Raw genomic sequence first — 15,432 nt, forward strand, 5'->3', positions numbered from 1 at the left:
GCCGTTGCCGGTGCGCTCGACGTCACGCCGCTGCGCGCGGCCGCGCAGGAAGCTAGCGCCCTGCTGCGGGCGCTGGCCAACGAAGACCGTCTGCTGATCCTGTGCCAATTGACGCAGGGCGAGCTGTCGGTCGGCGAGCTCGAAGCCCAGCTCGACATTCGTCAGCCCACGCTCTCGCAGCAACTCGCCGTGCTTCGCACCGAAGCGCTCGTGACGACCCGTCGCGAGGGCAAGCGCATCTATTACTCGGTGGCCGACGGCGCGGTGCTCGCCGTGCTCGCCTGTCTCTACGCCCAATTCTGTCCGAAAGCCTGATTGCCATGACACTCGATACTCTGCATTTCACCCCCTGGTCGGCGCTCGCCGGTGGGGCTCTGATCGGCGCCGCAGCCGTCTGGCTGATGCTGTCCGACGGGCGCATTGCCGGGATCTCCGGCATCGTGGGGGGCCTGCTGCGACCGTATGCCGGCGATGTGGGCTGGCGGATCGCCTTCATCGTCGGCATGCTGCTCGCGCCCTGGGCGTACCGTCTGGTCGCAGTGGTGCCGGAGGCGCAGATCGATGCCGGCACGGCAATGCTCGTGACGGCGGGACTGCTGGTGGGCTTCGGCACGCGGCTTGGTTCGGGCTGCACGAGTGGCCACGGCGTGTGTGGTTTGTCGCGGCTGTCGTGGCGCTCGCTCGTCGCCACGCTCTGCTTCATGGCGACCGGCTTCCTGACGGTCTTTGTCGTGCGCCATGTGCTCAACGTGGGAGGTGCCGCATGAAAAAGCTCGCATTCGCGTTCATCGGCGGCCTCGCGTTCGGCGCGGGGCTGATTCTCGCGGGCATGGCGAACCCCGCGAAAGTGCTTGGATTTCTCGATCTTGCCGGTCGCTGGGACCCGTCGCTCGCCTTCGTGATGGGCGGCGCCATCGCGGTCGGGCTCGTCGGCTTCCGTCTGGCTCGCGCAAACCCGCTTGCGTGGTCGGGCGAGCCGCGTGCGTGGCCCGCGCTGCGCCAGCTGGACAAGCGGCTGGTCGTCGGCGCGTTGGTGTTCGGCGTGGGCTGGGGGATCGCGGGCATCTGCCCGGGGCCGGCGCTGGTATTGCTCGGCGCGGGCTCGGGCAAGGGGTTGATCTTCGTCGTCGCCATGCTCATCGGGATGGCGATTCACGCGGTCGCGACACGGTCCGGCGCGAAGTCCTGACGTCGTGCCGGGCCGTGGTTTCAGCGCTTGCGCGCCAGTTCGGTCCCGGCGTTGGCGGGCAACTGGCGGGTAATGGGGATCGAGAGCACCGAGAACAGGCCGATCACGAGAAACGCCGGCAGGAAGTCGCTGGCGGTGAGTCGGTCGTGACCGGCCAGGCGACTGCTCGCTTGCAGCACCATGCCCGAGATCGTTACGCCGAGCCCCAGCGACAGTTGCTGGACCACGCTTGCGAGGCTCGTCGCGCGGCTCGCATCGGCGCTCTTGATGTCGGCGTAGACGATCGAGTTCAGGCACGTGAACTGCAGCGAGGGGAAAAAACCGCCGAACGCCACCACGGCGAGCATCACAAGGACCGGCGTGTCGTGCGTGAACAGGCCATAAGACGACAGCGCCACGCCGGCGAGCGCGGCGTTGACGATCAGCACGCGCCGGAAACCGAATCTCGCCAGCACGCGCTGGGCGATCGCCTTCATGAAGATCGCGCCAAACGCCGAGGCGCACGTGATCATCCCCGATTCGAATGGGTCCATGTGCAGTCCCTCCTGCAACGCCAGCGGCAACAGGAACGGCACGGCGCCCAGCCCGATGCGAAAGAGCGAGCCGCCCACCACGCTGGCGTGGAACGTCGGAATGCGCAGCAGCCGGAAGTCGAGCAGCGGCGCCTGCACCCGATTGGCATGACGCCAGTAGGCAAGGACGCACAGTGCACCCGCGACGCACATCGCGATCACCACGCCGTTGTCGACCTGGTGCTCGCCGATCAGCGCCAGACCCAGCATGAGCAGGCCGCTGCCGAGCGCCGAGAGAATGAAGCCGAGCGTGTCGAGGCGTCCCGCGTTGCCGCCCCGTTCGTTGTCGATGTACTTGCCCGCGAGATAGATGCCGAGCAGGCTCACGGGAATGTTGATGAAGAAAATCCAGCGCCAGTGCAAATAGGCGGTGATCGCGCCACCGAGCGGCGGGCCGATGACCGGGCCGAGGAGCGCTGGCATGGTCAGATACCCGATGGCCTTGACGAGGTCATGTTTGGGCACGGTCCGAAAGATCACGAGACGACCGACCGGAACCATCATCGCGCCGCCAACGCCTTGCAGAAAGCGGGCGAACACGAAGGTCGGCAGCGAAAACGATACCGCGCACAGGATCGAGCCCGCCATGAAGATGCCGATCGCGGTGCGGAATACGTTTCGTGCACCAAACCGATCGGAGACCCAGCCGCAGACAGGGATAAAGATCCCCAGCCCGACCACGTAGGCGGTGAGCGCCATCTTGAGCGAGATCGGATCCTGATGGAGATCGCGTGCCATGGCAGGCAGCGATGTGGTGATCACCGTGGCGTCGATGTTCTCCATGAACAGGGCGCAGGCGATGATGAGCGGAATGATGACGGCGCGCGACACGATGGGGGAGGCTGCTGGCGCAAAGAGCGCAATTCTCCCACGAATTAAACAGGCGCTTCAATCGCGGAGGCGACGCCTACCGCGTGCCGCACGCCAGCGCGTCTGCCTCGAGCCGGTACAGCACATGACGACGCAGGCGGTGCCCCGGGGGAATCAAAGGGTGCAAGAAGTCCTCGTCGGGACAATGGCGCATGCCGATGCGCTCCATCACCGCGCGCGAGCGCACGTTCGCCGGCACCGTGAAGGATACGAGCTCGCTTAGCCGCAGCGTGTCGAAGGCGAATTGCGCCGCGGCAATGGCCGCTTCCGTCGCGTACCCTTTCGACCACCAGGCTTGCGCCAGCCGCCAACCGATCTCGACCGCCGGCGCGAACGGCGCGTCGAAACCGACGCGCATGAGGCCGACGAATCCGGCGAACGGCGTCACACCGGGAATTTCCAGTGCCCACGGTCCGTAGCCGTGCGTGTGCAGATGCTTCGCCAGCCGAAGCGCGACGGCGTCGCTCTGCGCCCGGTCGAGCGTTGTCGGGAAGTGCCGCATGACCTCGCGATCGGCGTTGAGCGCGGCGAACGGCGGCAGATCGTCGGCGCGCCAAGCACGCAGGATCGTGCGCTCGGTGCGCAGGACCGGCGCGTCGGTGTCGAACGGCGAACTCGAAGTGACGGGCGAAGGGCTCATGCGCGGGCAGTGTCTCCATGGCGTCGGCGCGAGTATTCGCCGATTGCGACAAATCAGGAATGGCTTAATTTCGATATTTCCAATCTGGATATACGGGGCAAATCCAGACCTGACAGGCCACAGCGGGCGTTAGGCCCCATCTTACGAAAACTCCTGCGTTTAGGGAAATGACATTGCCGCATGAGTTTGACGTATACGTCAATGGATCCGTCATAAGCGCCATTTCTCCGGTGGACCTTGATAATACCGACTCGCGAACGCTCATCGTGGACAATTCGATTGCGGATAGCTCCGATATCGAGGAAACGTTCATTAGGATGGACAGGCATGTCGAAATCCGGAGGCGTCATTAATGTTCGCCGAAAGCCATATGGACGGATTGGCCGGGATTTGTCGTTTGGTATCCGTAGTTTGCGTCGCCCCGATGCGAATCGTCCGAGTGCCGACGCTGCTTTGGATAACAGACTGATCGGATAGCGATTAAGTATTTGCGATCGTATATTTTCCGCGCCGAATTATCGGGAAAAAGAAGTCGGGACGCTCCCGCGAGTCGAGGGGGAATGCTTTCCACGTCTTGTTCGATGCGTAGTGAACTAAATTGGCATTGTGGAGTCCTGATGACAGGCCCCTCGGATTCACCGGGAATCTCGAAGAAATTGAAGTGGCATGCGCTGGGATTATGATGTGAACAATCCGGCGGTATTCCCGGAATCGTGCCCTGACTTTGTGCATATTCCGAGGTGCCACTCGGATAATTCATTACTTTTTCGCGTCTCAAACCCCATTTGCCGGAAATGCGGTTTTCAAATAATTAAAACTCGTGTTATTTTAAGTGGCGATCCATTTTAACAACGTAAGGACACGCCAGATGGCAAGCTATAAGGAACTCGTCGCCCAGCGCGAAAAGATCGAAAAGCAGATCGAAGAGGCCCGCGCCCGTGAAGTGGCTCAGGTCATTGCAGAAGTCAAACAGAAGATCCAGGAATACGAACTGACGGCGAAAGACCTGGGCCTGGTGGCCACGGATGGCCGTCGTCGCGCCGCTCGTGCGCAGATCGCGCCGAAGTACATGAACCCGGCGACGGGCGAAACGTGGTCGGGTCGCGGCCGCGCGCCGAAATGGGTCGGGAAGAACAAAGAGAAGTTCCTGATCAAGTAAGCCGCCGGCAAACGTCGGGCCGGCGCTGCCGGTCACATGCCAGGGAGAGGTTGGGGGCGGTGCGTCGCGGCAACGCGTGCCAACAGGCGCCGGCGCAAAGCGGCGGCCATCTTCACCGTGTCCCTGAGAGCAGTAAAGCAGCAGCCCAGTTATCGCATTGCCCCCCAACCCGGATCGCCTGGCTGTGGCTTGATGTGATGCAGCGCCACGCACGAAAAAAACCCGCCCTTCGTTGATCGATGGCGGGTTTTTTCATCGTCGGCATCCGGCGCGCTAGGCGGCGTTCGTATCGTCCGGAGGGAACATCAAGGTGACTTGCAAGCCGCCGGCAGGGCGGTTGCTGAACGACACACGGCCGCCGAGTTGCTGCGTGAGCTTGTCGACGATGGCGAGTCCCAGCCCGCAGTGTGCATTGCCGCCGCGCGCCGGATCGAGGCGCACGAAGGGCCGCACGATACGGTTGATGTCCTCGTTGGGAATGCCGGGGCCGCTGTCTTCGATAACAAGACGCCAGCCGCCCGGGTCCTGTGATGTTCGGATCGTGAGCGGCGCGCGCCCGTACGTCACGGCGTTATCGAGCAGATTGTTCACGATGCGCTCGAGATACGTCTGCTTCAGCTTGAAGCCGGGGCCGGCCTGAAGATCCAGATCGATGGCATAGCCCTGGTCGAGAAACGGTGCGATCAAGGCTGGGATGCGCGCTTCCACCGGCGACGCCGCGCCCTCCATCTCGACGCCTCGGGCGAACAGCAGGAACTGATCGACGATACGGGTCATCGACTCGGCGTCGCGCGTGATGCCTTCGCTCATCTGCATGTCTTCGAGCATTTCCGCGCGCAGGCGCAAGCGGGCGAGCGGCGTTTTCAAGTCGTGGGCAATGCCGGCGAGCATCGTGTTGCGCTCCCGGTCCGTTTGCACGATGTCGTGGCTCATTCGGTTGAAGCGCTCTGTCAACTGCCGCAGTTCTAGCGGGCCGCGCTCCTTGACCTGCGTGCGCACGCGATGCGTGGCCAGTTGCTCGGCCGCCGCGGCCATGTCGCGCACGGGGCGCTGCAACTGCCAGGCAGCGAACAGCGCGAAGATGACGGTAATGCCCAGCACGGCGGCCAGGCCCGGAAGAATGGTTGCCGTGCCCGGCGGATTTCGCACGGACAACACCGGCGTGGCAATCCAGTAGTCGCGGTTGGGCAGGCGCGCCCAGATGCGCGGCGGCGGCGTGCGCTCCACGCGCAATTGCGTCCCGGCGGGCAGCCGGCGCGCCAGTTCGGTGGTCAGGCGTGCGCTTTTGCTCGCGGGCTCGAACACGTCGCCGTGCGCGAACGACACTGGCACGACCTGCACGAGGTCGGGCAGCGTGAGCGCCGAGTTGCCGTCGTGCACCTCGGCGGCGGCCTTGATGATGAACGCCATCTGCTCGGCGGCGTTCTGAACGCGCGTTTCGTCGTGATCGCTGCGAAGGATCGTCAGATACGAGAAATGGCTGATGACCAGCGCCGCAATGATGATCACCGCGAGCCGGCCGAACAGCGTGTCGAAGCGAAGCCCCTTCATGCCATGCTCCGCATGAGGGACGGAATGTCCAAAATCGGCCGCATGCCGGAATCCTTGTCAGACCGGGAATATCGGCGCCGGACAGCGTGGCGCCGTGCGTTTCGCTTCATTAACCGGTGGCCATGTCGGCGCGCTGGCCGTCGGGGACGAAAATGTAGCCGCGCCCGCGCACGGTCTGAATGAAGCGCGGGCTCTGCGCGTCCTCGTCGAGCAGCCGGCGCAGGCGCCAGATCTGCACGTCGATGCCGCGGTCGTTGACGTCGCTCTCCGCGCCGTAGAGCAATTCGATGATGCGTTCGCGCGAGAGCACCTGCATGGCGTGGTTGACCAGCAGGCGCAGCAAGCCGTACTCGCCATCCGAGAGCGTGAGCAATTGCGCGTCGCGGGTGAGCGTGCGGCTGCGGAAGTCGAGTACGAACGGACCGAACGTGTAGTTCTCGCGCTGTTCCGGTACCGCCGCATCGGGCGTCTTGCGTCGGCGCAGCACGGCGTTGATACGCGCGAGGAGCTCGCGCGGGCTGAACGGCTTGCCCAGGTAGTCGTCGGCGCCGATCTCGAGTCCGACGATGCGATCGATCTCGTCGCTGCGAGCGGTGAGCAGAATCACCGGCACGTCGTCGTTGCGCGCGCGCAGGTCGCGCAGGGCCGTGAGGCCGTCGACTTTGGGCATCATCAGGTCCAGCACGATCAGGGCGGGGCGCTCACGCTCCAGGCGCGCGGCCAGCCCGTCCCCGTCGTGCATGACCGCGACGGAGAAGCCGTGACGGCTCAGATACTCTCTGAGCAGGTCGCGCAGGTCGGGATCGTCGTCGACAACAAGAATTTTCATATTCGATCGGACAGGGTGTGTCGTCATGATAGTGGCCTCGGCGCGCGCCCAGACACGCATTTTGTTTCCGGACATTACAGTCTTGGTGGCCTGTAACGATGCGTAATAATAGAGCGAGCCCGCGTAACGCGCGATTTTCGCACGCATCACGTAAGCTTCAATCTCACCATTTCCGCATACCCAGTCGCGCATTCCGCATGTTTTCATGTGGCGAGAATGGCGCGATCAGGCATTGCACGGCACCGCCGCGGCCGGATGAGGTGACGTTCCGCGATGACGCGCGTCGACAGGCGTGCATCGACGAAATGTGCGGATGAATTGCCTCGGTCCGATGCCGCTTCGAAATGCGACGCAAGGATTCGACGCGAACCATCTCGCGTGCCTTCGGTCTTTTCACAGCACTGCCAATCTTGAGCCGGCGGCACGAAAAAACCAGACAGGTGCGTCGCCCGCGTCACGCCGGCGACGCCCGCATGGGCCGCGCCTGCGCGAAGGCATGTCGGTCTGCTATGCTGATCGGCCAAATCCGGCTTCAGGCGCGGCCCCGCAAGGTTTTCGGGCATCTTTGCCGCGCCGCAGCAAACCGACCGAAAAAAACGTCGTCCCCAACGGACGAATCCGCCAACGACTCCGCTGTTACGAGGAAGTTATGACCGAGCACGGTCCCCACGGTTCGGAACCACCGAACGGTTCTGATCGGCCCACGTCCCCCAACGGGACGCCACGTACCGCCACGCCCGCGCTTGCCGAATCGCGCCGGCGCCGATGGCTCGTGCCCGGCATCATCGGATTGATCGTCCTGCTCATTGCCGGCGGCGTGTATTACCGTTTGCACGCGCCAAAGGCGCAGGGTCCGGGGCAGGCGAGCGGGCGTCGCGGCGGTCCGCCGGGCGGCATGGCCGGCGCGGGCATGCCGGCCACGCCGGTGACCGCCGTCGAGGCGAAAGCGGGCGATCTGCCGGTCTTCCTCAACGGGCTGGGTACTGTCACGCCGACGCGCAGCGTCACCGTGCACTCTCGCGTGGACGGCCAGCTCATGAAGGTGCACTTCAAGGAAGGCGACATGGTCAAGGCGGGGCAGTTGCTCGCCGAGATCGATCCGCGTCCGTTCCAGGTGCAGGTCACGCAAATGGAAGGTCAGTTGGCCCGCGACCAGGCGCTGCTCAGGAACGCGCAACTCGACCTGGCCCGCTATGAAACGCTGCTCACGCAGGACTCGATCGCCAAGCAGACGGTCGACACCCAGCGCGCGCTCGTCAAGCAGTACGAAGGGACCGTGAAGTCCGACCAGGGGCAACTCGACAACGCGCGGCTGCAGCTGAACTATGCGAGCGTCACCGCGCCGGTGTCGGGCCTGGCGGGCCTGCGACAGGTCGATCCGGGCAACATCGTCCACGCCTCGGACACCAACGGTATCGTCATCATCAACGAAGTCACCCCGATCACGGTCGTCTACACGATCCCCGAAGACAATCTGCCGTCGGTGGTCAAGCGATCGCGCGCCGGCGAAGCGCTGCCGGTCGAAGCGTTCGACCGCGCGAACAGGATCAAGCTCGCCGACGGCAAGCTGGCGTCGATCGACAACCAGATCGATACGACCACCGGTACCGTCAAGCTCAAGGCAGAGTTCGCGAATCTCGACGGCGTGCTGTTCCCGAACCAGTTCGTCAACGTGAAGATGCTCGTCGACACGCTCAAGGGTGCCACGCTCGTGCCGAGCGCCGCGGTGCAGCGCGGCACGCAGGGCAGCTTTGTCTACGCCGTGCAGCCCGACCACACCGTCAAGTTGAAGACGGTGAAGCTCGGCCCGACGGACGGTGTCAACGTGGCGGTCGAAGCGGGTATCGCGCCGGGCGAGAAGCTCGTGATCGACGGCATGGACAAGCTGCGCGACGGCGCGAAGGTCGAGGTGATCACCCCCGAGAGCCGGGCGGCAGCCGTCGCCCCGCGCGCCCCGGGCGCCCCGGGCGACAAGCGCGGCGCCGCTGCCAACGGCGGCCATCGCCGCCAGGCGCAGTGACGATGCGCCGCGCGATCCCGCGTGAGGCCGGGCCTGGCCCGGCGGCGACGCCGGACGCCGCCGCGCCCGCGATCCCGCGCGAGCACGCCGCCCGGCCCGGCGCCGGATGGCAGCCCCAGAGACGCCTTCGAACGTAGCCAATGAATCCGTCACGCCCGTTTATCCTCCGGCCGGTCGCCACATCGTTGCTGATGCTGGCGATCCTGCTCGCCGGTTTCGTCGCCTACCGGCTGCTGCCGCTGTCGGCATTGCCGGAAGTCGACTATCCGACCATTCAGGTCGTCACGCTCTATCCGGGCGCCAGCCCGGATGTGATGACATCGTCGGTGACCGCGCCGCTCGAGCGCCAGTTCGGCCAGATGCCGGGGCTCAACCAGATGTCGTCGACCAGTTCGGGCGGCGCGTCGGTCATCACGCTGCAGTTCTCGCTCAATCTCGGCCTCGACGTCGCCGAACAGGAGGTGCAGGCCGCCATCAACAGCGCGAGCAACCTGCTGCCGAGCGATCTGCCGATGCCGCCGATCTACAGCAAGGTGAATCCGGCCGACACGCCGATTCTCACGCTGGCGATCATGTCGAAGACCATGCCGCTGCCCAAGCTGGAGGATCTCGTCGACACCCGCGTGGCGCAGAAGATCTCGCAGCTGCCTGGCATCGGTCTGGTGAGCCTCTCGGGCGGGCAACGCCCCGCGGTGCGTATCCAGGTCAATCCGCGCGCCGTCACGTCGTACGGATTGAACATCGAGGACGTGCGCACGTCGATTGCCGCCGCGAACGTCAACGGCGCGAAGGGCAGTTTCGACGGACCGCTGCGCGCGTCGACCATCGACGCCAACGACCAGCTCGCCTCGGCCGACGAATACCGTAACCTGATCATCGCCTACAAGAATGGCGGGCCGATCCGGCTGTCCGACATTGCCGACGTGATCGACGGCGCGGAGAACACCAAGCTCGCGGCGTGGGCCGACACCACGCCCGCCATCGTGCTCAACGTGCAGCGCCAGCCGGGGGCGAACGTGATCGAGACGGTCAACAAGGTCAAGGCGCTGCTGCCGCAGCTTCAGGCCTCGTTGCCGGGCAGCATCGACGTCAAGCTGCTGACCGATCGCACCACCACGATTCGCGCCTCGGTCTCCGACGTGCAGTTCGAGCTCGTGCTCGCCGTCGCGCTCGTGGTCATGGTGATTTTCGTCTTCCTGCGCAACGTCTCGGCGACCCTGATCCCGAGCGTGGCCGTGCCGCTGTCGCTGGTCGGCACGTTCGGCGTGATGTATCTGTCCGGTTTCTCGATCAACAACCTCACGCTCATGGCGCTGACCATCGCGACGGGCTTCGTGGTCGACGATGCCATCGTCATGATCGAGAACATCGCGCGCTACATGGAGCAGGGCGAGAAGCCGCTGCAGGCGGCGCTCAAGGGCGCCGAGCAGATCGGCTTCACGATCATTTCGCTCACGTTCTCGCTGATCGCCGTGCTGATTCCGCTGTTGTTCATGGGCGACGTGGTGGGCCGGTTGTTCCGGGAGTTCGCGATCACGCTGGCCGTGTCGATCCTGATCTCGGCGGTCGTGTCGCTCACGCTCACGCCGATGATGTGCGCCAAGCTGCTGCGTCACGTGCCCGAAGAGAAGCAGGGCAAGTTCTATCGCAAGACCGGCGAAATGTTCGATCGCATCATCGCGAAGTACGGCGAGTGGCTCACCTGGGTGCTCGACCGTCAGCGGGCCACGCTGCTTGTGGCGCTCGGCACGCTCGTGCTCACGGTGTTGCTGTATCTCTGGGTGCCCAAGGGCTTCTTCCCGGTGCAGGATACCGGGGTGATCCAGGGCATTTCCGAGGCACCGCAGTCGATTTCGTTCGCCGCGATGAGCGAGCGCCAGCAGGCGCTGGTGGCCGCGGTGCTCAAGGATCCGGCCGTCGAATCGGTGTCGTCGTTCATCGGCGTCGACGGCGTGAACACCACGCTCAACAGCGGGCGCCTGTTGATCAATCTGAAGGACAAGCATACCCGTGGGCTCGACGCCTCCGAGGTCATCCGCCGCATTCAACCCGAGGCGGCGAAGGTGCCGGGCATCGCGCTTTACATGCAGCCGGTGCAGGATCTGACGATCGAAGACCGTATCAGCCGCACGCAATACCAGTTCACCCTGCAGGACCCGAGTCTGGACACGCTTGGCGTGTGGGTGCCCAGGCTGGTCGACAAGCTCCGTGAGGTGCCGGAGCTGGCCGACGTGACGAGCGACCTTCAGGTCAACGGACTGCAGGCGTACGTCGAGATCGATCGCGATGCCGCGAGCCGACTGGGCGTGACGCCCGCCGCCGTCGACCAGACGCTTTACAGCGCGTTCGGCCAACGCCTGATTTCGACGATCTACACGCAGGCGTCGCAATACCGCGTGGTGCTGGAAGTCGCCGACGACTTCCGGCGCGGGCCCGATGCGCTCAGGGGCATCTACGTGGCCTCGACCTCGGGCGTGCAGGTGCCGCTCACGTCGTTCGCGAAGGTCATCGAGAAGCCCACGCCGCTCGCGATCAACCATCAGGCGCAGTTCCCGTCGGCGACGATCTCGTTCAACCTGGCGAAGGGCGCGTCGCTCGGCCGGGCGGTCAAGGCGATCACCGCGGCGGAGCAGTCGATCGGCCTGCCGGTCAGTACGCAGACCACATTCCAGGGGGCCGCGCAGGCGTTCCAGGCATCGCTCTCGAATACGCTGTGGCTGATTCTCGCGGCCGTGATCACGATGTACATCGTGTTGGGCGTGCTCTACGAGAGCTACATCCATCCGATCACGATCCTGTCGACGCTGCCCTCGGCCGGCGTCGGTGCGTTGCTCGCGCTCATGGTCTCGGGCAACGACATCAGCATCATCGCGATCATCGGCATCATCCTGCTGATCGGCATTGTGAAGAAGAACGCCATCATGATGATCGACTTCGCCCTCGAGGCGGAGCGTGAGCACGGCATGACGCCGCGCGAGGCGATTTATCAGGCGTGCCTGCTGCGTTTTCGCCCGATTCTGATGACGACCATGGCCGCCGTGCTCGGGGCGCTGCCCCTCATGCTCGGCTCGGGCGTGGGTTCGGAGCTGCGTCAGCCGCTCGGGATCACGATGGTGGGCGGGCTGATGGTGAGCCAGGTGCTCACGCTCTTCACCACGCCAGTGATCTATCTGTGGTTCGATCGACTCGCCTACCGGGCGCGGGCCTGGCGCGAGCGACGTTTCGGGCCGTCGGACGACGTATCGCACGACGACCGGGGCGATGCTGACGACTCGGGCGGCCAGGGTGGTCAGGGCGGCCCCGCAACCACGGACGGTCCTGCGCGATGAACCTGTCGGCTGTCTTCATCAGGCGCTCCGTCGCGACGGTCCTGCTCACCATCGGGGTGACGCTGGCGGGCAGTGTCGCGTTCGGGTTGCTGCCGGTCTCGCCGCTGCCGCAGGTCGATTTCCCGACCATCTCGGTGTCCGCGTCGCTGCCCGGCGCAAGCCCGGAGACGATGGCCGCCAGTGTGGCCACGCCGCTCGAACGCTCGCTGGGGCGCATTGCGGGCGTGACGGAAATGACGTCGAACAGCACACTGGGCTCGACACGCGTCACGTTGCAGTTCGACCTCTCGCGCGACATCAACGGCGCCGCGCGCGACGTGCAGGCCGCCATCAACGCCGCGCGCAGCCTGCTGCCCACGGGCCTGCCGAGCAATCCGACCTATCGCAAGGTGAACCCGGCGAGCGCGCCGGTGATGATCATCGCGCTCACGTCCGAGAGCATGACGCGCGGCCAGATGTACGACGCCGCCTCGACCATCCTTGCGCAGAAGATCTCGCAGCTCGACGGCGTGGGCGATGTGACCGTGGGCGGCAGTTCGTTGCCGGCGGTGCGCGTCGAGCTCAACCCGACGGCACTCAACAAGTATCAGATTCCGTTGGAAACGGTGCGCACCACGATTCAGTCGGTGAATGCGAATCGTCCCAAGGGAGCGCTCGAAGACGGCGACCGCCGCTGGCAGATTCTCGCCAACGACCAGGCGAAGACGGCCAGCGAATACATGCCGGTCATCGTGAGTTACAAGGACGGTCGTCCGGTGCGTCTCTCCGATGTGGCCGACGTGGTGGATTCAACGCAGGACCTGCGCAATGCCGGATCGGCAAACGGTAAGCCGTCGGTGCTGCTGATCGTCACGACCCAGCCGGGCGCGAATATCATCCAGACGGTCGACGGCATCAAGCGGATTCTGCCGAATCTGCGCGCGTCGATCCCGGCGGCGATCAATCTCGATGTGGTGCTGGACCGTACATCGACGATTCGCGCGTCGCTCAGGGAGGTGGAACGCACGCTGCTGATTTCGATCGCGCTGGTGGTCATGGTGGTATTCCTCTTCCTGCGGAACTGGCGCGCGACGCTCATTCCGAGCGTGGCGGTGCCCGTGTCGCTGATCGGCACCTTCGGGATCATGTACCTGTGCGGGTTCAGTCTCGATAACCTGTCGCTCATGGCGCTGACCATCGCCACGGGCTTCGTGGTCGACGACGCCATCGTGGTGTTGGAGAACATTTCGCGGCACATCGAGGAAGGGCTGAGTCCGTTCGCGGCGGCGCTCAAGGGCACCCGCGAGGTCGGCTTCACCGTGTTGTCGATGAGTATCTCTCTGGTGGCGGTCTTCATCCCGCTGCTGCTCATGGGCGGCATCGTGGGACGCCTGTTCCGCGAGTTCGCGGTCACGCTCTCCGCGGCGATCATGGTGTCGCTGGTCGTGTCGCTCACGACCACGCCGATGATGTGCGCACGTCTGCTCAAGGGGCGCGCCGCGCCGGGCGTTCCCCCGGAGACGGCGCCGCTCGCACCCGAGCCGCCGCGTCGAGCGTCGGTCTGGGCGCGCGTGGGCGACTGGACCGAGCGCATGTTCGCTGCGATGTTGCGCGAGTACGAGCGCTCGCTCGGGTGGGCGCTGCGGCATGGGCCGCTGATGCTGATCATTCTCCTCGGCACGATCTGTCTGAACGTCTGGCTCTATGCCGTCGTTCCGAAGGGTTTCTTCCCGCAGCAGGACACGGGGCGCATGATCGGCTTCATCCAGGCCGACCAGGCCATTTCGTTCCAGGCGATGGAAAAGAAGCTGGCCGACTTCATCACGATCGTGCGGGCCGATCCCGATGTCGCGACGGTGACCGGCTTTACCGGCGGGTCGAACCGCAACGGCGGGATGATGTTCGTCACGCTCAAGCCGCTGGGCGAGCGAAAGATTTCGGCCGATCAGGTGATCGCACGCCTGCGCGGAAAGCTCGCGAAAGAGCCCGGGGCGATGCTCTATCTGCAGGCGGCGCAGGACATTCGCGTGGGCGGGCGGTCGAGCAATGCGCAATATCAGTACACGCTGCAGGCCGACGATCTCCAGCAATTGCGCGAGTGGGAGCCGAAGGTGCGCAACGCCATTTCGCGTCTGCCGAACCTCGCCGATGTCAACACCGATCAGCAGGACAAGGGCCTGCAGACGACGCTCGTGGTCGACCGGGACCAGGCGTCGCGTCTGGGGCTGACGATGAGCCAGATCGACAATGTGCTCAACGACGCCTTCGGGCAGCGCCAGGTTTCCACCATCTACAACCCGCTCAATCAGTACAAGGTCGTGATGGAAGTCGCGCCGCGCTGGTGGCAGAGCCCGGAGTCGCTCAAGGATATCTATGTGGTGACGTCGGCCGGCGCCCAGGTGCCGCTCTCGGCGTTTGCGAGCTACAAGCCGACGAACACGGCGCTGGGCGTGTCTCACCAGGGGCAGTTCGCCGCGAGCACGATTTCGTTCAACCTGCCCCCGGGCGTCTCGCTCTCGCAGGCGCAGGCGTCGATCCAGGACGCCGTGGACCGGCTTGGCATGCCCACGTCGGTGCACGGCAGCTTCCAGGGCACGGCGCAGGCGTTCCAGTCGGCGCTGTCGTCGCAACCGATCCTGATTCTGACGGCGTTGCTCACGGTGTACATCGTGCTTGGCGTGCTCTATGAGAGCTACATCCATCCGCTGACGATTCTCTCGACGTTGCCGTCCGCGGGCGTGGGGGCGTTGCTGGCGTTGATTCTCTTCGACACGGAGTTCAGCATCATCGCGCTCATCGGCGTGATCCTGCTGATCGGCATCGTGAAGAAGAACGCCATCATGATGATCGACTTCGCGCTCGACGCGCAGCGGCGCCACAACATGCCGCCGCGCGAGGCGATCTTCCACGCTTGCGTGTTGCGTTTCCGCCCGATCATGATGACGACCATGGCGGCGATGCTCGGGGCGATCCCACTGGCCCTGGGCACGGGCGACGGCGCCGAGCTGCGCCAGCCGCTGGGAATTTCCATCGTGGGCGGGCTGCTGGTGAGCCAGGTGCTCACGCTGTACACCACGCCGGTGGTGTATCTGTACCTCGACCGTTTGCGTCTGCGTTGGGCCCGCTGGCGTGCCCGCGCACGCACCGGTCACGGCGACGCCGGGGAGGTGGGGCATGGCTGACAGCGTTTGCCGTCCGCGACGGCCCCCTCAGGCGCGCATCGTCGCGTTCGTCGCGCTTTCCAAAACCCAAGTCCCGGCCGATGGGCCGATGTGTGCCATGTCCCGTATCCCG

12 protein-coding genes are annotated in these 15,432 nt (G+C 64.9%); 7 read left to right on the forward strand and 5 right to left on the reverse strand.

The window, feature by feature from the left end; all coding sequences use genetic code 11:
• Nucleotides 1-30 precede the first annotated feature (30 nt).
• The 3 genes from LV28_RS29705 to LV28_RS29715 are packed head-to-tail and all read left to right on the forward strand — an operon-like array spanning nucleotide 31 to nucleotide 1,189.
• Nucleotides 31-315: an ArsR/SmtB family transcription factor gene (locus LV28_RS29705; RefSeq protein ID WP_023872093.1), complete on the forward strand. Its 285-nt coding sequence runs from the start codon at nucleotides 31-33 to the stop codon at nucleotides 313-315.
• A 5-nt stretch (nucleotides 316-320) separates the two neighbouring features.
• Nucleotides 321-767, forward strand: coding sequence for a YeeE/YedE family protein (locus LV28_RS29710; RefSeq protein ID WP_023594621.1), 447 nt, complete (start codon nucleotides 321-323; stop codon nucleotides 765-767).
• Nucleotides 764-1,189: a DUF6691 family protein gene (locus LV28_RS29715; protein WP_023594622.1), complete on the forward strand. Its 426-nt coding sequence runs from the start codon at nucleotides 764-766 to the stop codon at nucleotides 1,187-1,189. The genes LV28_RS29710 and LV28_RS29715 overlap by 4 nt, the downstream gene beginning before the upstream one ends.
• A gap of 20 nt (nucleotides 1,190-1,209) precedes the next feature.
• On the opposite strand, the gene LV28_RS29720 is transcribed toward LV28_RS29715, so the two are convergent.
• Nucleotides 1,210-2,592 (reverse strand): MFS transporter, encoded by a 1,383-nt coding sequence (locus LV28_RS29720; RefSeq protein WP_023594623.1) that lies wholly within the window; start codon nucleotides 2,590-2,592, stop codon nucleotides 1,210-1,212.
• A gap of 76 nt (nucleotides 2,593-2,668) precedes the next feature.
• On the reverse strand, nucleotides 2,669-3,271 hold the full coding sequence (locus tag LV28_RS29725; RefSeq protein WP_023872091.1) for a GNAT family N-acetyltransferase: 603 nt from the start codon (nucleotides 3,269-3,271) through the stop codon (nucleotides 2,669-2,671).
• Between the two features lie 868 nt (nucleotides 3,272-4,139).
• On the opposite strand from LV28_RS29725, the gene LV28_RS29735 reads away from it, so the two are divergent.
• Nucleotides 4,140-4,430, forward strand: a complete 291-nt coding sequence (locus LV28_RS29735; RefSeq protein ID WP_023594626.1) for an H-NS histone family protein — start codon at nucleotides 4,140-4,142, stop codon at nucleotides 4,428-4,430.
• 273 nt (nucleotides 4,431-4,703) lie between these two features.
• Here LV28_RS29735 and LV28_RS29740 read toward each other — a convergent pair whose 3' ends face one another.
• The 3 genes from LV28_RS29740 to LV28_RS29750 all read right to left on the reverse strand — a co-directional run bounded on the left by LV28_RS29740 (nucleotide 4,704) and on the right by LV28_RS29750 (nucleotide 7,373).
• Nucleotides 4,704-5,981 (reverse strand): ATP-binding protein, encoded by a 1,278-nt coding sequence (locus tag LV28_RS29740; protein WP_023872089.1) that lies wholly within the window; start codon nucleotides 5,979-5,981, stop codon nucleotides 4,704-4,706.
• Nucleotides 5,982-6,090: 109 nt separating this feature from the next.
• The gene (locus tag LV28_RS29745) at nucleotides 6,091-6,810 is read right to left on the reverse strand and encodes a response regulator (protein ID WP_028730836.1); all 720 of its coding nucleotides are present in this window, start codon (nucleotides 6,808-6,810) and stop codon (nucleotides 6,091-6,093) included.
• Nucleotides 6,811-7,013: 203 nt separating this feature from the next.
• A complete protein-coding gene (locus LV28_RS29750) occupies nucleotides 7,014-7,373 on the reverse strand; it encodes a hypothetical protein (RefSeq protein ID WP_023872087.1) in 360 nt (119 codons plus the stop codon).
• 209 nt (nucleotides 7,374-7,582) lie between these two features.
• Here LV28_RS29750 and LV28_RS29755 point away from each other — a divergent pair, with 209 nt between their 5' ends.
• The 3 genes from LV28_RS29755 (at nucleotide 7,583) to LV28_RS29765 (ending at nucleotide 15,320) form a co-directional block, all read left to right on the forward strand.
• Nucleotides 7,583-8,830, forward strand: coding sequence for an MdtA/MuxA family multidrug efflux RND transporter periplasmic adaptor subunit (locus LV28_RS29755; protein WP_025250395.1), 1,248 nt, complete (start codon nucleotides 7,583-7,585; stop codon nucleotides 8,828-8,830).
• Between the two features lie 140 nt (nucleotides 8,831-8,970).
• Nucleotides 8,971-12,159 carry an MdtB/MuxB family multidrug efflux RND transporter permease subunit gene (locus LV28_RS29760; RefSeq protein WP_023872085.1) on the forward strand — a complete coding sequence of 1,063 codons (3,189 nt, stop codon included), beginning with the start codon at nucleotides 8,971-8,973 and terminating at the stop codon, nucleotides 12,157-12,159.
• On the forward strand, nucleotides 12,156-15,320 hold the full coding sequence (locus LV28_RS29765; protein WP_038618508.1) for a multidrug efflux RND transporter permease subunit: 3,165 nt from the start codon (nucleotides 12,156-12,158) through the stop codon (nucleotides 15,318-15,320). The genes LV28_RS29760 and LV28_RS29765 overlap by 4 nt, the downstream gene beginning before the upstream one ends.
• Nucleotides 15,321-15,432 lie beyond the last annotated feature (112 nt).

This window comes from Pandoraea pnomenusa, assembly GCF_000767615.3.
GTDB classification, from domain to species: domain Bacteria; phylum Pseudomonadota; class Gammaproteobacteria; order Burkholderiales; family Burkholderiaceae; genus Pandoraea; species Pandoraea pnomenusa.